Raw genomic sequence first — 19467 nt, 5'->3', positions numbered from 1 at the left:
GGATGCAACATGGGCCCCGCCAACCTCATCTTTAACATAGTTGGCACAGCATACGATACGGCGCGTCGGATTGACACTACGACGAATAGTGCTGGTTATTTCCCGTTCTGCCGCATTGCGCCGGGTAGCTTTGCTTCGCCACCTGCCCTACGGCCGGGGCCCGGCCCGCGGTCCGCCGGCTAGACGGAGTCTCCCCGGGCATCACGGACTTCGCCGATAATTTCGGCCGCCACCCTAAAGCCGAGCGACGGGGAATAGCCCTTCCGGGCCAGCATCCCCACCAGGCGGCGGGTCTGTTTGTCGCGCACGCCGCGGTCGGAAAGATCGGCGGACATCTGGAGCTTTTTCCTTGCCAGGGCGCGGGCGGCCTCGAGTTCGTCGTCGGCACTGACCTGCTCAAGCGCTTCTGCGGCGAGATCCGGCGCAATCCCCTTTTCCGTCAGTTCACGGCGCAGGGCACCGCGGGCCAGGGACTTGCTTTGGGACCTGCTGCGGACCCACAGACGCGCAAACTCGGCATCATCCACGAGTTGCACTTCTTCGAACCGGTCAAGGACCGCAGCTGCGGCATCCGGCGGAATGTCTTTTTCCGCAAGCTTGGTTTCAAGCTGTTTGCGGCTCTTGGGAGAGGCAGTCAGCTGACGCAGGACGATTGCCTTGGCCTCAGCGTAAGCTTCCTCGGGCGTCAGCGGGACGACTTCCTCCGGCGGGTCTGCGTCTGCACCCTGCTGTCCCCAGGCCTGCCGTCCGCGGCCGGAATTTTTCCCGCTCCGTTTCGAACCGGCGTCCCCCGTACCGGTTTCCGCCCAGGGCTCGTCGGCGGGAGCTTCCTCACCGAAGCCGTCTTCCTTGAAGGTGTCGGGTACCTTGGCAGGCGGCTTCCGGCGTCGGGTTGGTGTGGCAGCACGGGTGTCCACCGGTTCGGGTGCCGTGCGTGTTCCTTTCGCACCGCCCGGAGCGGCCCCGTCGCCGGCCGGCGTGGCTGCCGCCGCCACGCTGATTTCGGCGAGCCGCCGCTTCAGCTCAGCCAGGGTCTCTTCCTGCGAGGTATCCATAACTATCCGCTCCCGGGACTCTGCTCCCGTTTTACTCCCCCGGACTTCCATTCCCTGGACCGCCGCGGAGGGTGGCCGCGGATAGCGCGCCGTTCCGAGCGGCCCGGGCAGACCGGACAGGAAGCCGCCCCCTCTCCGGGAGCGGCTTCCCTCTGTCCCGGGTCCGGTATCGCCGGGACCGCGGGCCGGCTGCTAGGAGTCCTTTCCGACTGCCTTCAGCTTCGGCACTGCTGGCTCTTCAGCGGCAGGAACGCCGATTCCGAGCTTTTCACGGATACGGCGCTCCAGCTCGTCCGCCAGATCGGGGTTGTCCTTCAGGAAGTTGCGCGAGTTTTCCTTGCCCTGGCCCAGCTGGTCACCGTCATAGGTGAACCAGGCACCGGACTTTTTGACCAGGCCGTGTTCCACGCCCATGTCAATCAGTCCGCCCTCGCGGGAAATGCCGACGCCGTACATGATGTCGAACTCGGCCTGCTTGAAGGGCGGAGCCATCTTGTTCTTGACGATCTTGGCACGCGTACGGTTACCGACCGGGTTGGTGCCTTCCTTCAGCGTCTCGATGCGGCGGACGTCGATGCGGACCGAAGCGTAGAACTTCAGCGCCTTGCCACCGGTGGTGGTTTCCGGGCTGCCGAAGAAGACACCGATCTTTTCACGCAGCTGGTTGATGAAGATTGCGGTGGTATTGGTGTGGCTCAGGCGGCCGGCGATCTTACGGAGTGCCTGGCTCATCAGGCGGGCCTGCAGGCCAACGTGGCTGTCGCCCATGTCGCCTTCGATTTCGGCACGCGGAACCAGTGCGGCAACGGAGTCAATGACCACGACGTCGACCGAACCGGAGCCGATCAGCATGTCCATGATTTCCAGGGCCTGCTCGCCGGTGTCCGGCTGCGAAACGAGCAGCGAGTCCGTATCCACGCCCAGCTTGGCTGCATAGATGGGGTCCAGAGCGTGCTCGGCGTCGATGAAGGCCGCAATGCCGCCGTTCTTCTGCGCATTGGCGACGACGTGGAGGGCCAGGGTGGTCTTACCGGAAGATTCCGGTCCGTAGATCTCCACCACGCGGCCGCGCGGCAGGCCGCCGATACCCAGCGCAACATCCAAAGCGACGGAGCTGGTGGAAATGGTTTCGGCGGGGGCACGCACTTCGTCGCCCAGGCGCATGATCGAGCCCTTGCCGTATTGCTTGTCAATCTGGGCCAGCGCTGCCTCTAGGGCTTTTGCGCGGTCGGCTGGAGCAGCCATTGTTCACCTCGTGTTGTGGTTGTGGGCGGCCCGTAGGCCGGTCGTCATTTCTTATCTACGACCCTATCCGGCGGCACTGACAAAACGGCTGACCGGAACGTATAACTCGTTGTCTTGTGGATATTCCCGGGCCGTATCAGCTAGGACGGGCCCCTGTGTAGGAGCATATCTTTATCCGAACAAATATTCGAACAGCGAACCCGGCGTGTCCGTTCGCCGGGGAACGGCGGCAGCCCTAGTTTGCCTTGGGCTTGATGTCGCGGCCCAGCCGGCGTTCGGGTGGAACGTCCTGGATCTCGCATACCGCCAGCCATACGGATTTGGGTTCCATGCCCTTGTCCAAGGCCTGCGCAGCCGTGACCCCTCCGAGTTGGCCGAGCACCAGATCCGCGGCCAGGACCCGGGAGTAGGCCGCACCGAACTCGTCATCCATAAGCCGCCAGAAATCGCTGATACGCATCAATTAATCCTCTCACGCACGAAACACGGCAGCGAACCGGCCCGCCGCCTTCGAAAGCCAACATATTCCAGTGCTGTGGAAGGACCGCGATCCTACAATGGGAGGATGACCGAGACATCCGGTCCCGCCGATTCACCCACCGGCGACGCTTCTCCCCCCTCCGGTTCCGAGCCGGACAAGGACACGGCAATAGAGGACCTTGAGCAGGAGCTCAGCGTGCTGTGGCGCCGCGCCCGGGCCAGCTCCCACCGGATCGCCCGGGAGGTCCACCCCGAGATGGAACCTTCGGCCTACGGGCTGATGGTCCTGCTCCATCAGCAGGGTCCCATGCGCCTGACGGACCTGGCCGCAGCGGTCGGTGTGGGTAAGCCCTCCCTCAGCAGGCAGGTAGCTATGCTGCAGGCGCTGGGGCTCGTGGAAAAACATGCTGACCCGGAGGACGGAAGGGCGCAGCCCATCAATCTCACCGAGGTTGGTGCTGCCCGTCTGGAAGGTACGGCCACCGCCCGCAAAGAGCACTTCCGGCGTACCTGGACGGGGTGGGAAGCCGAGGAACTCCATACCCTGGTCCGACTGCTGCACAAACTGAATGCTTCCGTCCGGCCAGCCGGGGATCAACCGGAGGACGAGCCTTCCGGCCCGGACGGCAGCTAGGTGCCGGACTGTGCAGGCCGTGGCTGCACCGGACAGAACAAACCCCCGCAGGCACCGCGCCTGCGGGGGTTTCCCTTGGAGATTTCGTCGCCCTGATGCAACAGCATCAAGGAGTATGTCTATGGGGCAACGCAGTCACTACGGCCAATTCCGTTCGGCCGGTGTGACGCGCCGCGGTATGCGGTTTTTAGGATGTGCGGGCCAGGTCCCGTGCCAGGTCTTCGGGGAATTCGCGGGCGAACTCCCGGGAAAACTCAGATGGCACGGTGTCTGGAATGGCAACGCCTTCGGCGTTTGCCACCCGGTCGCTGACCTCTCGGAGCATCAGGGACAGGGGCACATCGAGGGCGGTGCAGATTGAAGACAGAAGTTCCGATGATGCTTCCTTCTGTCCGCGCTCAACCTCGCTCAGGTAGCCGAGAGAAACGCGGGCGCTATGCGACACCTCGCGCAGGGTCCGGCCCTGGCGCTGGCGCACGTCGCGGAGAACATCACCAATCTCGTGACGAAGAACTACCATCTTGCGCTCCTTAGGCTCCCGGTGTGCGTCTTCCGCCAACCCTACATCCCGCCAGCGGATCACGCCGTTCACGGATACGGGTTGCTTAACCATGTGTATCGTCCTGCTCCCTGTGAGTACGGACTGCGGCGGTACCGCAGACTGTCCAAAGATCGTAATAAAGGAACCTTGGCGGTTCCTGATACTAACAACTGACGCCCTGCCGGTTTTGTTCCCGCCTGCGCAGCTTCCCGATTCGTCCGTTGCGCTAGCGGTCTTCCAGGGCTGACGCCAGCATGGAGAGTGCTTCACTGCATGCCGCCGTTCGGATGGCCGTCCGGTCCCCCGGGAACAGAAACTCCCGGAAGGAAGTCCCTTCCGAAGTAGCGATCCCCACGAACACGGTACCAACCGGTTTGCCGTCGTGCGCCTCAGGCCCGGCGACGCCGGTGGTGGAGACCCCGACGTCGGCGCCGAGAACACGCCGCGCCCCGGCTGCCATGTGCTCAGCCACCCTCCCGTCAACGGATCCGGCTTCGGCCAGGAGCTCGGCCGGAACCCCGAGGACGGACAGCTTGATTCCATTTTGATACGCAACCACGCCGCCCTGCAAAACCGCGGAAGCGCCGGGGACGGACCCCAGTTCGGCGCAAAGCATGCCCGCAGTAAGCGACTCGGCAGTGGCTACGGTCTGCCCTGCCTCCCGGGCTGCGGCCAGAACCTCGACCGCCAGGACGGCGGCAGGCGCGTTGCTCATGCGCGCTTGCCGGCGCGGCGCAGCTTGACGGCCTGCAGGACGTAATCGACGCCCGTGACGACCGTGATGACGAGCGCGGCGGCCATGAAGACGGCTCCGATCCACCATGCCCAGGCACCCAGCCAAGCAGTCAGCGGAAGCAGGAACACAAAGATGGCGAAGGTCTGGACGACGGTCTTGAGCTTGCCGCCCCGGGAGGCGGCCATAACGCCGTACCGGATCACGACGAAGCGCATGAGCGTGATACCCAGTTCGCGGACCAGGATAACGATGGTCACCCACCACCACAGCTCGCCCAGCAGGGAAAGCATCACCAGCGCCGAACCGATCAGCAGCTTGTCGGCAATAGGATCGGCGATTTTGCCGAAGTCGGTAATCAGCCCGCGGCTGCGGGCAATATCGCCGTCGAGCTTGTCGGTGTAGATGGCGACGGCGAAGGTTGCCACGGCGAGCCAGCGGAACAGGCCGTCACGGCCGTCGTCGGACGCAAGGAACCAGATAAAGAGCGGAACCATCAGGATCCGCGCCACCGTCAGGGCATTGGCGATATTGAGGGTCGGAACCCTATCGGTAGGAGAATTGCTCACGTCTTCAGCGTAGCGAAGTTTCACCGGCCGGTGAGGTTCCAGGCGTCTTCGGAACCGTCCGGGTCCTCCGCGTCGTCGTGGTAGTCGCTCGCCTGCGGCCTGCCCTCCAGGTCTGCGGCCACAAGGTCCGTCGGTCCGGCAGGGTCGAAGCCGTGGTTGGCATTGGCGTTCTCCGCCAGCGCTGCGGCTCCGGCTCCCCCGGACGGGGCCGGGGCTTCACCTCCGCTGATGGCAGCGAGGGTGGCGGCCAGGTCATCCGGCTTCACGAGAACGTCGCGGGCCTTCGAACCCTCGGACGGTCCCACCACGCCGCGGGATTCCAGCAGGTCCATGAGCCGGCCGGCCTTCGCGAAGCCCACGCGCAGCTTGCGCTGGAGCATGGAGGTGGAACCGAACTGCGTGGTCACCACGAGTTCGGTTGCCTGCAGCAGGACGTCGAGGTCGTCTCCGATGTCGTCGTCGATCTGCTTCTTCGGCGCCGTGACCGCTACGTCTTCGCGGTAGACGGCCTGCAGCTGGCCCTTGACGTGCTCAACGACCCGGTGGATCTCGGACTCGGTAACCCAGGCGCCCTGCACGCGGATGGGCTTGTTGGAGCCCATCGGCAGGAACAGGGCATCGCCCTGGCCCAGGAGCTTTTCGGCGCCGGGCTGGTCCAGCACCACGCGGGAGTCGGTCACCGAGGAGGTGGCGAACGCCATGCGGGAGGGGACGTTCGCCTTGATCAGACCGGTGACGACGTCGACGGAGGGCCGCTGGGTGGCCAGCACCAGGTGGATGCCGGCGGCGCGGGCAAGCTGGGTGATGCGCACAATGGAGTCTTCGACGTCCCGCGGGGCGACCATCATGAGGTCGGCGAGCTCGTCCACGATCACCAGCAGGTACGGGTAGGCCCGGATGACCCGCTTGGATCCGGCCGGGGGCACCACCTTGCCGTTGCGCACGGCCTTGTTGAAGTCGTCGATGTGCTTGAAGCCGAAGTTCGCGAGGTCGTCGTAGCGGGTGTCCATTTCGCGGACCACCCACTGGAGCGCTTCCGCGGCCTTCTTCGGGTTGGTAATGATCGGGGTGATCAGGTGCGGCACGCCTTCATAGGCGGTCAGTTCCACACGCTTGGGGTCCACCATCACCATGCGCACTTCATCAGGTGTGGAGCGCATGAGGATGGACGTGATCATCGAGTTCACGAAGGAGGATTTACCCGCACCGGTGGCGCCGGCCACCAGCAGGTGGGGCATCTTGGCCAGGTTGGCGACCACGAAGCCGCCTTCGACGTCCTTGCCGACGCCCATGACCATGGGGTGTTCGGTCTTCCGTGCGGAGTTTGACCGCAGGACATCGCCCAGGGCAACTACTTCCTTGTCCGCGTTGGGGATTTCAATGCCGATGGCGGATTTGCCCGGAATGGGCGAGAGGATGCGTACGTCGGAGCTCGCCACGGCGTAGGCAATGTTCTTGGACAACGCGGTGACGCGTTCCACTTTGGTGCCTTCGCCGAGTTCGATCTCGTAGCGGGTCACCGTCGGGCCGCGGGAGAACCCGGTGACCTTGGCGTCCACGTTGAACTGCTCGAGGGTGTGCGTCAGGGCCGCGACGACGGCGTCGTTCGCTTCGGAGCGTTCCTTTGCCGGCGGTCCCGGGGGCAGGAAGTCCGACGGCGGCAGCGTGTAGGTGATGTCGCCGGAAAGCTGCAGCTGCTCGGTGCGCTGCGGGATGGGCGTGGCCGGCGGCACCGGCTGGACCGGCCGGGAAGGCACGGGTGCTACGGGCGGAACGGCTGCCAGGTTCAGGACTTCGGTGGCGCCGGGGACCGTACTGATGGCCTCGGTGGGCGGCTCTGCGGCGTCCGTGCCGCCGTCGACGGGCAGGCCCTGGTTGCGCCGGATCTTCTGCGTAGCCAGTTCGGACTGGGTGGGACGCCGGACTCCCGGGGGTACCGCCGGTGCGGCGGCGGCAGCGGCCGCGGCTGCCTCGTCCTCTTCGTCCTGCAGCAGCGCGCGTTCAAACGCTTCATCGCCGGCGAAGCCGTCCTGCACGGCGGCTGCCTCGGCTTCTTTCTCACGCCGGGTCTTGCGGGGCTTGCGGACCTTTTCCGGCTTCGGCGAGCCGTAGAGGTAGCTCTGGTCGTGTGCCTCAGGATCATCGGGGTCCAGGTCCTGGCCCATCAGGTGTTCATACAGTGCCCGCAGGCGCAGCGGTATGTGGCGGAAGGGCGTGGCGGTGATGATCAGGACGCTCACGAACACCAGCAATGCCAGAAGGAGCAGCACGGGCCACTGGGTCAGTGCGGCGGACAACGGCCCGGCCACAAGGAAGCCGACGATGCCTCCGGAGGCCCAGAGCCGGTCGAAACCGTCAGACAAGGCGGGCAAGCCGCCGGCAATGTGCGTGATGCCGGAGCCGGCCAGCAGCATGATCACGAGGCCGATGCTGATCCTGCTGTTGGCGCGGTGCCGCTCCGGGTAGCGGAACAGGCGGACTGCGCCGGCGGTGAGCATGAAGGGCAGCACCACGGCCATCCAGCCGAAGGTTCCGGCCGCGCCGGCATGGATCACGTCGGCGACGGGACCGCGCAGGGCCCACCACTCGACGGTGGCAACGGCAAGGGCGAGCAGGATCAGGAAGAATCCGGTCCCGTCGCGGCGGATTTCACGCTCGGGTGAGACGTCCGTGCCGAGCTTGCGGACGCCGGCCCCGGCGAGGCGGGAGATGCCCATCCAGGCGCTCTCCACCGCGCGCAGCGGCAGCGGCAGCTGGTCCGGGGGCGCCTGGCGCGAGACGGAGGTCCCCCGGCCCCCGGATCCGCCGCGCGGACTGGACTTGCCTGATGTCTTGCTTGAGCTGCCGCCGGCGCTCCGGGCCGTTGTCCGGCCGGAGGCACCGCTGCGTGCGGCAGGGGAAGTACGAGTCGCCATACCAGCCACGCTACCCGATGCCGCCCCCGATACCCTGAATTTACGCGGCCGGGAAGGGCTTTGGGACTACTTACCCGCCGCGTACCACGGCGGGAACTAGGCTTCGACCACTACCGGCACGATCATGGGACGGCGCCGCAGGCGGCGGTTGACCCACGTGCCCACGACCCGCCGGACCACCTGCTGCAGCTGGTAGGTGGTGTGGTCGGTGTTGGAGCGCACCGCCTCTTCCAGGGCGGCACTGATCTTGGGGATGATCTCGTCGAAGACCGCGTCACCCTCGGCAAAGCCGCGGGCGTGGATCTCGGGGCCGGAGACGATGGTGCCGGTGCTGCGGTTCACCACGGAAATGATGGAGATGAAGCCTTCCTCGCTGAGGATCCGCCGGTCCTTCAGATCGGTGTCGGTGATCGCTCCGACGCTGGACCCGTCCACGTAGACGAAGCCGCACTCCACTTCCCCGACCACGCGGGCCTTGCCGTCGCGAAGGTCGACCACCGTGCCGTCGTCGGCCAGGATGATGTTCTGCTCGGGGACACCGGTGGCGGCGGCCAGGCGGCCGTTGGCGATGAGGTGCCGCGTCTCGCCGTGCACCGGCATGGCGTTTTTCGGCCGCAGGATGTTGTAGCAGTAGAGCAGTTCCCCGGCGGCGGCGTGCCCGGAGACGTGGATTTTCGCGTTGCCCTTGTGTACGACGTCGGCGCCCAGCCGCATGAGTCCGTTGATCACCCGGAACACGGCGTTTTCGTTGCCGGGAATCAGCGACGAGGCCAGGATGACGGTGTCCCCCTTGCCGATGCGGATCCGGTGGTCGCCGTTCGCCATCCGGGACAGGGCCGCCATGGGCTCGCCCTGGGATCCGGTGGACATCAGCACCACCTTGTTGTCCGGCAGGTCGTCGACGTTCTTCAGGTCCACGAGGATGCCCTCGGGTACATGGAGGTAGCCGAGCTTTTCGGCGATGGCCATGTTGCGCACCATGGACCGGCCGACGAAGCAGACGAACCGGTTGTGCGCGGCGGCGGCGTCGAGGACCTGCTGGACGCGGTGGATGTGGGAGGAGAAGGAAGCGACGATGATCCGCTTGTCCACCTTGCCGAACAGTTCCTGCAGCACCGGGCCGATTTCGCGTTCCGCGGTGGTGAACCCGGGGACGTCGGCGTTGGTGGAGTCGGCCATAAACAGGTCCACGCCCTCTTCGCCCAGCCGGGCGAAGGCGCGCAGGTCGGTGATCCGGCCGTCCAGGGGCAGCTGGTCCATTTTGAAGTCGCCGGTGTGCAGCACGGTGCCGGCTTCGGTGCGGATGAACACGGCCAGCGCATCGGGGATGGAGTGGTTGACCGCTACGAATTCGCACTCGAACGGGCCGAGCTGTTCGATCTGCCCCTCGGTGACGGTCAGGGAGAACGGCTTGATGCGGTGTTCCTGCAGCTTCGCCTCCACCAGCGCCAGCGTCAGCTGCGAGCCGATCAGCGGAATGTCGTTCTTCAACCGCAGCAGGTACGGCACCGCGCCGATGTGGTCCTCATGTCCGTGGGTGAGCACAACGCCGACCACGTCGTCCAGGCGGTCCTCGATGTAGGAGAAGTCCGGCAGGATGAGGTCGACGCCGGGCTGGGTTTCCTCGGGGAAGAGGACACCGCAGTCCACGATGAGCAGCTTGCCGTCGATTTCGAAGACGGCCATGTTCCGGCCGATTTCCCCGAGGCCGCCCAACGCGACGATCCTCAGGGTTCCTGCCTCCAGCGGCGGCGGGGTCAGCAGGCCGGGTCCGGCGGTTTCGGGGGTTTCGCTCATGATTGCTTACGCCTCGGTCCGGGAGAAGTCCATGCCGGCTTCTGCCAGATCGGTCAGGATGGTTTCCATTTCGACGGCGTCGGGCGCCACCAGCGGCAGCCGGACGGTTGCGGTGGGAATAACCTTCTGCATGGCCAGGATCTGCTTGGTCGAAACGGTGCCGGGAATGTGGGTCATCACGGCACGGACCACCGGATCCAGTTCGAAGTGGATGCGGCGGGCGGTGGCGAAGTCCCCTGCTGCCGCGGCGTCGACCAGGGCGCGGAACTGCGCGGTGGCCACGTGCGCGGACACGCTGACGACGCCGACGGCGCCGGCCACCATCCAGGGCAGGGTCAGGCCGTCGTCGCCCGCGTATACATCCAGGGTGGTGTTGGCCAGGACCCGGGTGATGCCGGCGAAGTCGCCTTTCGCGTCCTTCAGGGCCAGGATCCGGGGGTTCTCCGCCAGGCGGAAGATAGTGGAGGTGCTCAGGGCGATGCCGGCGCGGCCGGGAATGTCGTACACCATGACCGGCAGGTCGGTGGCGGCGGTGACGGCGTCGAAGTGCGCGATCACGCCCGCCTGCGTGGGCTTGTTGTAATACGGAGTAACCACGAGCTGGCCATCAACGCCGGCGCGCTCGGCACGGCGGGCCATCTCCACCGAGTGGGACGTGTGGTTGGTGCCGGTGCCGGCAATGACCTTGGCGCGGCCGCCGACGGTCTGGGCAACCACGCGGAACAGGTCTTCCTTCTCGCTGTCTTCCAGCGTGGAGGTTTCACCGGTGGTGCCGGAAACCACCAGACCGTCGCAGCCGTCTTCGACGAGCTTGTTCGCGAGGTAGGCAGTGGCATCGAAGTCCACTTCGCCGTCCTCGGTAAACGGGGTCACCATGGCGGTGACGAGGGTGCCGAAAGGAAGCGTGCTGTTTTGGAAATCCATGGGTAAAACGTTACCCGTTACGCAGCGCAATGGGACAACAAGGCGTAGGAAGTGGAAGCCGGCCGAGCTTCAGGGCGGCGACGGCCGCCTGCAATGTCCTGTGAGACGATTCTGTGCATGAACCAACGCCGCCTGACCGGCATCGATGCTGCCCGCGGAATCGCCCTGCTGGGCATGATCGCCACGCACGTGCTGCCGCTCTACAACCAGGAAACCGGCGATCCCAGCCTGACCGGGCTGGTGTTCTCCGGACGTTCCTCGGCCTTGTTCGCGGTGGTTGCCGGCGTCGGGCTGGCGCTGCTGACCGGCGGCAGCGAACCCCATGAGGCGAAGGCCGTGAACCGGGACCGGCGCGGAATTGCGGTGCGGGCACTGATCATCGCCCTGGTCGGCCTGATCCTTGGCGGACTCGAAACCACCATCGCCGTCATCCTCTTCCATTACGCCGTCCTGTTCCTGCTGGCGCTGCCGTTCCTGGGCATGCCGCTGCGCCGGCTGGCCGTCTGGGCCGGGGCCTGGCTGCTGCTGTCCCCGGTGCTTGCCTACGTGGTGCGGGACTGGCTGATCCGGAACCTGTCGCCGTCGGACATCAATGGGAACATCACCTGGGAGGCGTTCCTCTCCCCCGCCGCGCTGGCAGCGGACGTTTTCGTCACGGGGTTCTATCCGGTGCTGCAGTGGCTGAGCTATATCCTGCTGGGGCTGGTGATCGGGCGCCTGGCCCTGACCAGCCTGCCGGTGCAGGTGGGACTGCTCACGGGCGGGGTGTTTGCCGCCGTGACCGCCAAGTTGATCTCCAATTACCTGCTTGGTGAGCTGGGCGGTTTTGATGTCCTCCGGGCCACGGAGTCCGGGCAGCAGTGGCCGCTGGCACGGATGTTGGAGGTCAATCTCAGTTCGGTGGAGCAGACCGGTTCCTGGTGGTGGCTCGCCCTGTCGGGACCGCACTCCAACACCAGCCTGGACATGCTGCACACCGCCGGCGCTGCCGCCGCCGTGCTGGGCGTCTGCCTGCTGCTGACACGTGCCCGGCCGCTCCTCCTGCTGCCCCTGTCCGCGGCAGGCGCCATGACCCTCACCCTTTACAGCCTGCACGTGTGGATAATGACCATGGTGGACCAGCAAAGCCCGCCCCTGGAACCGATGCCGGTGTACTGGATCCAAGTGGCGATCCTGGTGGTGCTGGCCGTACTGTTCCAGCGCATCGACGCACGCGGTCCGCTGGAACTGGTCACCTCGGGTGCCTCCCGGCTGGCCCGCGGCAAGGGCGGCCGGACCTCGGCCCCGGCCCGGCAGAAGCGCTAGGCTCCGGGCTGGTTCCGGGTTCCCGCATAGAGCCTGCCGGCCTGCCGCATGGTGCGCCGGGCGCGGGTACGGTCCCCGGCGGCGTCGTACGCGCAGGACAGCCGGAACCAGCTGCGCCAATCCTCGGGCGCCGCCTCGGTTTCGGCCTTGTACTGAGGGAACTGGGCGTCCGCGGCTTCCCGCACAATCCGCCCCGCAGGCGTCCGCGGGAGGTCATCCACCGGCAGCCGGCCTTCCTCGGCAAGGATCCGGGCCATCTGCTCCGTCCGGTTGCCGAACATCAGTTCGCGGATGAGCGCCCAGGCGCCCACCACGGGCAGCACCAGATAGGCAAGGCCCATCAGCTTGGCCGGAATCTCGTCAGAGGTGAGCAGCAGCCAGCCGCGCTGCCCCGAAACCACCAGGTAAAAGAAGAGCAGCAGGGTCACCAGGGCCACGCCGAGCTTGGCGCGGTTGGAGAAAAGGCCGGTGAAGAAAGACAACGTGTTCCTTAGTCGTTCAGGTTGAGGTAGCCGTCAAGTCCGACGGTCAGTCCGGGATGGCCGGCGACCTGCCGCAGGCCCAGCAGGACACCGGGCATGAAGGAGGCGCGGTCGAAGGAATCATGCCGGATGGTCAGCTGCTCGCCGGGACCGCCCAGGAGCACTTCCTGGTGGGCCACCAGCCCGCGCAGCCGCACCGAATGCACGTGCACCCCGTCCACCTCCGCGCCGCGCGCTCCCGGCAGCGCCTTGGTGGTGGCATCCGGAGAGGGAGCCACGCCGGCCTCGGCGCGTGCGGCGGCGATCAGCTGGGCGGTGCGTACGGCCGTTCCCGAGGGGGCGTCCACCTTGTCCGGGTGGTGCAGCTCAATCAGTTCCACCGATTCGAAGTAGCGGGCGGCCTTGGCAGCGAAGGCCGAGGCCAGCACCGAGCCAAGGGCGAAGTTCGGAGCGATGAGCACACCGGTTCCGGGGGACGTTTCCAGCAGGTCCGCCAGGCGGCCCAGCCGTTCGGCATCCCATCCGGTGGTGCCGACGACGGCGTGCATGCCGTGTTCGACGGCGAAGCGGACGTTGGCCTCGGTGCTGTCCGGCACGGTCAGGTCCACCACGTACCGGGCACCGGCCGAGACGAGGGTTTCCAGCGGGTCGGTACGGCCCAGCGCTGCCACCAGTTCCATGTCTTCGGCGGCCTCGACGGCGGCAACGGCCTCGGACCCCATGCGGCCTGCGGCCCCGAGGACCGCTACGGCAAGTTTTTCGCTCATAGGCTCCAGATTACCGGTCAGGGCCGGTCGCTGACGCCCACCCACTCGGTGCTGCCGTCCGTGAAGCCCTGCTCCTTCCAGATGGGCACGTTCGCTTTGACCGTGTCCACGAGCTCGGAGCAGGCCGCAAACGCGGTGCCCCGGTGGGCCGAGGCGACGGCCGCCACCAGGGCGGCGTCGCCGATCTCCAGGTCTCCGGTGCGGTGGGCCACCCAGATCCGGACGCCGTCATACTTCGCCGCGATTCGGGCGGCCACCTCGCCCAGCACGGACTGTGCCGTGGGGTGGGCGCTGTAGGCGAGGGCGGTGACGGACTTGCCGTCGTCGTGGTTGCGGACGATGCCGCTGAAGAGGACCACCGCGCCGCAGTCCGGCGACCATGCGCCGTGTTCGGCCTCGGCGCTGCTCAGCGGCTCCGCGGAAACCGTGGCATGGACAACTTCGCTAGTGTTCACGCTTTCCCTCCAGCTGGGCGCAGATGTGGCCGATGATCGGTTCCAGTACGGCAAGTCCGTCCGCCACCGCTCCCGGGGAACCGGGCAGGTTGACCACGAAGGTGCGGCCGGCGGTGCCGGCGAACCCGCGGCTGATGGCGGCCATCGGCGTCGAGGCCAGCCCCTTGGCGCGGATGGCTTCCATGACTCCGGGCACGTGGCGGTCCAGTAGGGGCTCGGTGGACTCGGGGGTGACGTCGTCCGGACTGAGCCCGGTGCCTCCGCTGGTCAGCAGCACCGAAGGTTCCAGCGCGAGGATGCGCTGCAGCGACGCGGCGACCTCCACGCCGTCGGGCACCACTTCGGCCAGCACAATGTCATAGCCCAGTGCGTAGAGCCAGTCGGCGATCAGCGGGCCGCATTCATCCTGGTAGGTCCCGGCCGCCGCGCGGGTGGAGGCAATCAGGACCCCTGCGGTGCGGCGGGGTGACGGAGTGCTCACAACGCCCAGTCTCCGCTTTTGCCGCCGGACTTGGCGAGCACCATGATGTCGGTGATGCGGGCATGTTTGTCCACGGCCTTGATCATGTCGTACAGCGTCAGCGCGGCCACGGAGGCGGCGGTCAGCGCCTCCATTTCGACGCCGGTGAGTGCCTTGGTCTTCACGGTGGCTTCCACGACGACGTCGCCCTCCCGCGGGGTGAAGTCAATGGTGACCTTCGTCAGGGGCAGCGGATGGCACAGCGGGATGAGGTTGGACGTCTGCTTGGCGGCCATGATGCCGGCAACCCGGGCCACGGCGAGTGCGTCCCCCTTCGGCAGCCCGCCGTCGGCGATCAGGCGAACCACTTCGACGGTGCTGCGCAGCACTGCCTGCGCCGTTGCCTGGCGCGTGGTTTCGGTCTTGGCGGATACGTCCACCATGTGCGCGGAGCCGTCCTCGCGGACGTGGGTCAGTCCCGCGGGGTGGAGGTCTTCGGGTTCGGCGCTCACGGCAGGGTCCTTTCGGGCACGGCGTCCGGGCAGGACACAGTTGCGGTTATTCCAGTAGCAATACTGTCACTTCTGCGCCGGCCTCGAGGTGCTCGGTTCCCACGGGGACGGAGATCAGGGCGTTGGAGGAGGCGAGGGCATGGACCAGGTGGGACCCGGGTCCGCCCACCGGCTCCACCGTTCCGGCCGTGTACCGGCCGCGGCGCACCTGGTGCTTGCCGGCCGGGCTGCCGAGCGGGGCGGTGAGGCGGGCCGGCACTTCCGCCCGGGGCCGCGGGGCACCGGTGACGGCGCTCAGGGCCGGGCGCAGGAACATCTCGAAGGACACCAGCGAGCTGACCGGGTTGCCGGGGAACCCGAGGAACGGGACGCCGTCCACCGTGCCGATGCCCTGCGGGCCGCCCGGCTGCATCGCCACGGACAGGAACGCCACGTCCTGCGCAGCGAGGCCCTGGCGCACCACCTCGTAGGCTCCCTTGCTGATGCCTCCCGAGGTGAGGACCAGGTCCGGGGTGTCGGCGGCGACGTCGGCACGGAGCCGGTCGGTGAACTCCTGCGGGGAGTCGGCCAGGATCCGGGACCGGAGCACCTCGGCGCCTGCCTCCTGCAAGGAGCTCCGGAGCAGGGTGGTGTTGGCGTCGTGGATCTGGCCCGGCCCGAGCGGTATGCCCGGTTCAATGACTTCGTCCCCGGTGGTCAGCAGCAGCACCCGCGGCCGGGCCCGGACTGCTACACGGTCCAGGCCGAGGGCCGCGAGCAGGCCCAGCTGCAGCGCACCCAGCACGGCTCCGGCGGGCAGTGCCGGGGTGCCGGCGGCAATATCGCTGCCCGCCCTGCGGACGAACTGCCCGGGGGACACATCCGCCGGGACCGCCACGGTGCTGCCGGCCTGTCCTGCGGGCAGGAAATAATCGGGGGTGCATGCCTCGATCGGGACGACGGCGTCGGCACCCTCGGGCAGCATGGCACCGGTCATAACGGGGGCGGCCGTGCCGGGAAGCAGCGGCGGCGCTGCCGAGCCGGCCGGAATAGGTGCGGCCGTGGCCAGGCGGACCCTGCCGGGATCGGCCGGCTGGTTCCCGGCGGCCAGATCGGCAACACGGACCGCGTAACCGTCCATCTGCGAGTTTGTGAAGGGCGGCAGGTTCCCCGGTGCCCGCACTTCGGCGGCAAGGAGCCGCCCGGCCGCGGCGTTCAGCGCCACGGTCTCGTGGGCGGGCGGATGGTCCCGGAACCAGGTCCGCAGGAGGTCCTCCACGGCTTGCCGGTGTGCCGCCACCGTCCGGGGTCCGGCAGTAGCAGCGGATGCCCGTGCCGGGACACCCTGTGGAGCCGGTTCTACCGACATGGTCCTCCTTGGGAGATGGGACGGTGTCGAGGGACGAGAAAAACTCAGCGCACCGTCACCCGAATTGTATGCAGGCCGGTGGCTCCGTCAGGAAGCACGGGCCGTTTTTCTTCCGCCTGCCGCACGCCGTTTGCATCCACGGCCCGGACCGCGGTGTCATGCCCGCCCGGTGCCAGCTCCACTGCGATCCGGTACTGCCGCCACGTGTCCGCGGAGATCCCGGGAGCCAGCTCCGCGTCCTGCCAGCCGCCGTCGTCCACGCGGACCTGCACGGCGCTGATGCCGGTGTGCTGCGCCCACGCCACGCCGGCCACGGTGACCGTGCCGGCGGAGACCGGTGCACGGCCGGGAACGTCGATGCGGGAGGCGAGCTTGACCGGGCCGCTCTCGCCCCAGCCGCGTTCCGTCCAGTAAGCCGTTTCGTCCGCGAACCGGGTGACCCGCAGCTCGGTGACCCACTTGGTGGCGGACACGTATCCGTACAGTCCGGGTACGACCAGCCGGACGGGGAAACCGTGTTCCAGCGGCAGCGGTTCCCCGTTCATGCCCACGGCCAGCAGCGCATCCCGGTCATCCGTCAGTGCTTCCAAGGGGGTGGAAGCGCTCCACCCGTCCCGGCTTGTGGAGAGCACCATGTCCGCGCCCGGCTGCACGCCTGCCCGGGCCAGCACCTCTCTGACGGGCATTCCCAGCCACCGGGCGTTGCCGATCAGGTTTCCGCCCACCTCGTTGGAAACGCAGGCGAGGGTGACGTAGCTTTCCTGCAGCGGCGCAGCGAGGAGTTCCGCGTAGTCCAGTTCCACTTCGCGGTCCACCATGCCGGTGACCCGCAGCCGCCAATCCGCCGGGTCGATCAGCGGCACCCTCAGGGCCGTGTCGATCCGGTAAAAATCGGCAGCGGGTGTCACCAGCGGCGCCAGGCCGTCGACGGCGAGCTCGGCCCCGGCGGGTATTGCTGCCGCACGCCGGGACGGTACCGGCAGCCGGACCGTTTCGCGCAGGGCCGTGACGCCCACCTGTCCCCCGCGGGCTATGCCGGCCAGCGCGGCACCGAGCAGGGCCACCGCCGCTCCCCCGCCCACCGAGGTTATTACGGTACGGCGGCGCACCGCGGCGTCGTCGTTCGTCTGCGCCGCGGCCAGGTTCCGGATCCGCGCCGTAAGCGCCCGCAGGACCAGGACGGCGACGACGCCGGCGGCCAGCGGCGGCAGCAGGGCCAGCAGCGAAAACTGCTGCCGGGTAAGGACGGCGGCCAGGCCGGCTGCCCCGAAGAGGCCCAGGACCGCCGCACCCGTAGGCGGACGGCGCACCTCCAGGACACCCGCTGCGGCGGCGGCAAGGGCGATGACCAGACCCATGCCCACCAGCAGCGCGGCCTTGTCCGCCGTCCCGAAGAGGCTGATTGCGGCGTCTTTGACCGGGCCGGGAACGAAGTCGATGACCACCGATCCGACGGCGGACACCGGGGAAAGCGACGGGCTGGCGATGGCGGCGAGCAGCTCACCGGCGGCCACGCCCAGTCCGGCGGCGACCAGTCCCGCGGCCGCCGACCACCGCCGGTTGGCCCGCTCCGGACCTGCGGCGGAGCCCCGGGTGCGCCGTTCACGGGTGCTCATCGCGGCAGCAGCCGTCCGGTGGCGATCCGGGCCAGCAGCAGCACCAGCAGGTACAGGGCAATAAGCATCAGGCAGATGCCCAGGGCCGCCTGCGGCTGGTTGGAGTTCAGGCTCAGTTCGATCTGCAGCGGCAGGGTCCGGGTGCTCCCCTCGATGCTCCCCGCGAAGGTGATGGTGGCCCCGTATTCGCCCAGCGACCGGGCGAAGGCCAGCAACGTGCCCGCCACGATGCCTGGCAGCGCCAGGGGCAAGGTGATGTGGCGCAGGATCGCGGTGGGACCTGCCCCGGACGTGGCGGCGGCCATTTCCAGGTCCCGGTCCACGGCGGACAGGCTGTTCAGCGACGCGACCACGAAGAAGGGCAGGGAAACAAACACCTGGACAATAACGACGGCGGCCGGCGAGTACCCCACGTCCAGTCCCACGGTGCCGAGCAGCTTTCCCGCAATCCCCTGCCGGCCCCAGAAATACAGCAGGGCGATGCCGGAGACAACCGGTGAGAGCACCAGCGGGATCAGCAGGATTCCGCGCATCAACTGGATCCACGGGCCCTCCAGTTTGCTGAGCAGCACGGCCAGCGGCAACCCCAGCAGTACGCAGAGAAGCGTGGAGCCGGCCGAGGTGGCAAGGGAGAGGCCCAATGCCGTGCGGGCCGCGTCGGAGCCGAGCAGTTCCGGCAGCGACGTCCAGGGGACGTTGAGCAGCAGCGCCGCGACGGGTCCGGCGCACAGGAGCAGGGCGATGCCGGCCGGCAGCCACAGCCAGGCGGGCGTCGTGGCTCGTGCCTCCCGGCTCATGGCGGACGCCGAGCCGGGCGCCGCTTCGAATTCCCGCGTCCTAAGGGGCATCGTTGCTCCCCGGGTCCGCCGGACCGAACCCCGCCTCGGCAAGGATGCCTGCCGCCTCGGGGCCGATAAGCCACTCGTAGAATGCTGCCGCGTCGGGATTGCCGGCTCCTTCGGCGGTCAGTCCCGCCGGATACCGGTTAGGGGCGGGATCCTCCAGCGGCAGGTAGGTCACGCCGGACCCGGCTGCGGCCAGGGCATCGGTCCGGTAGACAAACCCGGCATCTGCCTGGCCACTGGTTACCTTGGTCAGCACCGAACGGACGCTGTCCTCCAGGCTCGGTGCGGGAACAGCGACACCGGCTGCTTCGAGGACCCGCGATGTTGCCCGCCCGCACGGAACGGAGGGTGCGCACAGGGCTGCCCGAACGCCGTCGCCCGCAACATCGCGTAATACGCGGATCCCGGCGGGGTTGTCCGCGGCCAGGGCCAGCACCAGGTTGTTGCTGGCCAGCACCGTCTCCCGGTCCAGTCCGTTCCGCAGGGGTTCGAGTGCCTCGAGGTCGGCTGTAATCACAACGTCCGCTTCCGCGCCGGACTGCAGCTGCGCCACGAGCTGGCTGCTGGAGCCGATGTTGACGCGCAGGCGCCCGCCGCCGTCGTAAGCCGCATTCAGCTGCTCAACCACGTCCGTGAGCGAGGAAGCCGCAAAGACCGTGATGCCGGTTCCGCTGCGGTCGGCGGCGCCGGTGGTGTCCGCGGAGGTGCATGCGGCTGCGGAAGCGGCTAGAACCATCACGGCGCACGCTGCCAAAGTCCGGCGGCCCCGGGGAACAAAGCGCAT

General features: G+C 67.6%; 20 protein-coding genes. 2 read left to right on the top strand and 18 right to left on the bottom strand.

Annotated features, from left to right (window positions below):
- Positions 1–179: 179 nt before the first annotated feature.
- The 3 genes from N2K98_RS17215 to N2K98_RS06175 all read right to left on the bottom strand — a co-directional run bounded on the left by N2K98_RS17215 (position 180) and on the right by N2K98_RS06175 (position 2760).
- Complete coding sequence (locus N2K98_RS17215) at positions 180–1055, bottom strand: regulatory protein RecX (protein WP_308219847.1); 876 nt, start codon at positions 1053–1055, stop codon at positions 180–182.
- A gap of 192 nt (positions 1056–1247) precedes the next feature.
- Positions 1248–2300 (bottom strand): recombinase RecA, encoded by a 1053-nt coding sequence (recA, locus tag N2K98_RS06180; protein WP_255866428.1) that lies wholly within the window; start codon positions 2298–2300, stop codon positions 1248–1250.
- A gap of 235 nt (positions 2301–2535) precedes the next feature.
- Positions 2536–2760, bottom strand: coding sequence for a DUF3046 domain-containing protein (locus N2K98_RS06175; RefSeq protein ID WP_255799016.1), 225 nt, complete (start codon positions 2758–2760; stop codon positions 2536–2538).
- Between the two features lie 105 nt (positions 2761–2865).
- On the opposite strand from N2K98_RS06175, the gene N2K98_RS06170 reads away from it, so the two are divergent.
- The gene (locus tag N2K98_RS06170) at positions 2866–3414 is read left to right on the top strand and encodes a MarR family winged helix-turn-helix transcriptional regulator (protein ID WP_255866429.1); all 549 of its coding nucleotides are present in this window, start codon (positions 2866–2868) and stop codon (positions 3412–3414) included.
- A 187-nt stretch (positions 3415–3601) separates the two neighbouring features.
- On the opposite strand, the gene N2K98_RS06165 is transcribed toward N2K98_RS06170, so the two are convergent.
- The 6 genes from N2K98_RS06165 to dapA all read right to left on the bottom strand — a co-directional run bounded on the left by N2K98_RS06165 (position 3602) and on the right by dapA (position 10893).
- On the bottom strand, positions 3602–4027 hold the full coding sequence (locus N2K98_RS06165) for a helix-turn-helix domain-containing protein (protein ID WP_269438011.1): 426 nt from the start codon (positions 4025–4027) through the stop codon (positions 3602–3604).
- 154 nt (positions 4028–4181) lie between these two features.
- Positions 4182–4670 carry a CinA family protein gene (locus tag N2K98_RS06160; RefSeq protein WP_255866430.1) on the bottom strand — a complete coding sequence of 163 codons (489 nt, stop codon included), beginning with the start codon at positions 4668–4670 and terminating at the stop codon, positions 4182–4184.
- Positions 4667–5257, bottom strand: a complete 591-nt coding sequence (gene pgsA / locus N2K98_RS06155) for a CDP-diacylglycerol--glycerol-3-phosphate 3-phosphatidyltransferase (protein ID WP_227934579.1) — start codon at positions 5255–5257, stop codon at positions 4667–4669. Before pgsA ends, N2K98_RS06160 begins: the two co-directional genes overlap by 4 nt.
- Before the next feature lie 20 nt (positions 5258–5277).
- Entirely contained in the window at positions 5278–8172 is a 2895-nt protein-coding gene (locus N2K98_RS06150) for an FtsK/SpoIIIE family DNA translocase (protein WP_255866431.1), read from the bottom strand.
- A 96-nt stretch (positions 8173–8268) separates the two neighbouring features.
- Positions 8269–9969 (bottom strand): ribonuclease J, encoded by a 1701-nt coding sequence (locus tag N2K98_RS06145; RefSeq protein ID WP_229953148.1) that lies wholly within the window; start codon positions 9967–9969, stop codon positions 8269–8271.
- A gap of 6 nt (positions 9970–9975) precedes the next feature.
- The gene (dapA, locus tag N2K98_RS06140; RefSeq protein WP_255866432.1) at positions 9976–10893 is read right to left on the bottom strand and encodes a 4-hydroxy-tetrahydrodipicolinate synthase; all 918 of its coding nucleotides are present in this window, start codon (positions 10891–10893) and stop codon (positions 9976–9978) included.
- Between the two features lie 117 nt (positions 10894–11010).
- Between dapA and N2K98_RS06135 the strand changes: the two genes are divergently transcribed.
- Entirely contained in the window at positions 11011–12198 is a 1188-nt protein-coding gene (locus N2K98_RS06135; RefSeq protein WP_255799009.1) for a heparan-alpha-glucosaminide N-acetyltransferase domain-containing protein, read from the top strand.
- On the opposite strand, the gene N2K98_RS06130 is transcribed toward N2K98_RS06135, so the two are convergent.
- The 9 genes from N2K98_RS06130 to modA all read right to left on the bottom strand — a co-directional run bounded on the left by N2K98_RS06130 (position 12195) and on the right by modA (position 19467).
- Complete coding sequence (locus N2K98_RS06130; protein WP_229953151.1) at positions 12195–12680, bottom strand: hypothetical protein; 486 nt, start codon at positions 12678–12680, stop codon at positions 12195–12197. The two genes, N2K98_RS06135 and N2K98_RS06130, sit on opposite strands and share 4 nt — an antisense overlap.
- An 8-nt stretch (positions 12681–12688) precedes the next feature.
- Complete coding sequence (gene dapB / locus N2K98_RS06125; RefSeq protein WP_255866433.1) at positions 12689–13447, bottom strand: 4-hydroxy-tetrahydrodipicolinate reductase; 759 nt, start codon at positions 13445–13447, stop codon at positions 12689–12691.
- A 17-nt stretch (positions 13448–13464) separates the two neighbouring features.
- A complete protein-coding gene (locus N2K98_RS06120) occupies positions 13465–13902 on the bottom strand; it encodes a molybdenum cofactor biosynthesis protein MoaE (RefSeq protein WP_255866434.1) in 438 nt (145 codons plus the stop codon).
- Positions 13892–14383, bottom strand: coding sequence for a MogA/MoaB family molybdenum cofactor biosynthesis protein (locus N2K98_RS06115; RefSeq protein ID WP_255866435.1), 492 nt, complete (start codon positions 14381–14383; stop codon positions 13892–13894). The genes N2K98_RS06120 and N2K98_RS06115 overlap by 11 nt, the downstream gene beginning before the upstream one ends.
- Entirely contained in the window at positions 14380–14805 is a 426-nt protein-coding gene (gene moaC / locus N2K98_RS06110) for a cyclic pyranopterin monophosphate synthase MoaC (protein WP_407080025.1), read from the bottom strand. Before moaC ends, N2K98_RS06115 begins: the two co-directional genes overlap by 4 nt.
- A 115-nt stretch (positions 14806–14920) precedes the next feature.
- Positions 14921–16222 carry a molybdopterin molybdotransferase MoeA gene (locus N2K98_RS06105; RefSeq protein ID WP_255866437.1) on the bottom strand — a complete coding sequence of 434 codons (1302 nt, stop codon included), beginning with the start codon at positions 16220–16222 and terminating at the stop codon, positions 14921–14923.
- 44 nt (positions 16223–16266) lie between these two features.
- On the bottom strand, positions 16267–17838 hold the full coding sequence (locus N2K98_RS06100; RefSeq protein ID WP_255866438.1) for a molybdopterin-dependent oxidoreductase: 1572 nt from the start codon (positions 17836–17838) through the stop codon (positions 16267–16269).
- Complete coding sequence (locus N2K98_RS06095; RefSeq protein WP_255799000.1) at positions 17835–18686, bottom strand: molybdate ABC transporter permease subunit; 852 nt, start codon at positions 18684–18686, stop codon at positions 17835–17837. Before N2K98_RS06095 ends, N2K98_RS06100 begins: the two co-directional genes overlap by 4 nt.
- On the bottom strand, positions 18676–19467 hold the full coding sequence (gene modA, locus N2K98_RS06090; protein ID WP_255866439.1) for a molybdate ABC transporter substrate-binding protein: 792 nt from the start codon (positions 19465–19467) through the stop codon (positions 18676–18678). Before modA ends, N2K98_RS06095 begins: the two co-directional genes overlap by 11 nt.

Origin of the sequence: Arthrobacter jinronghuae (genome assembly GCF_025244825.1) — a bacterium.
Taxonomy (GTDB): Bacteria; Actinomycetota; Actinomycetes; order Actinomycetales; family Micrococcaceae; genus Arthrobacter_B; species Arthrobacter_B jinronghuae.
This window is presented reverse-complemented; position numbering and strand designations above follow the sequence as displayed.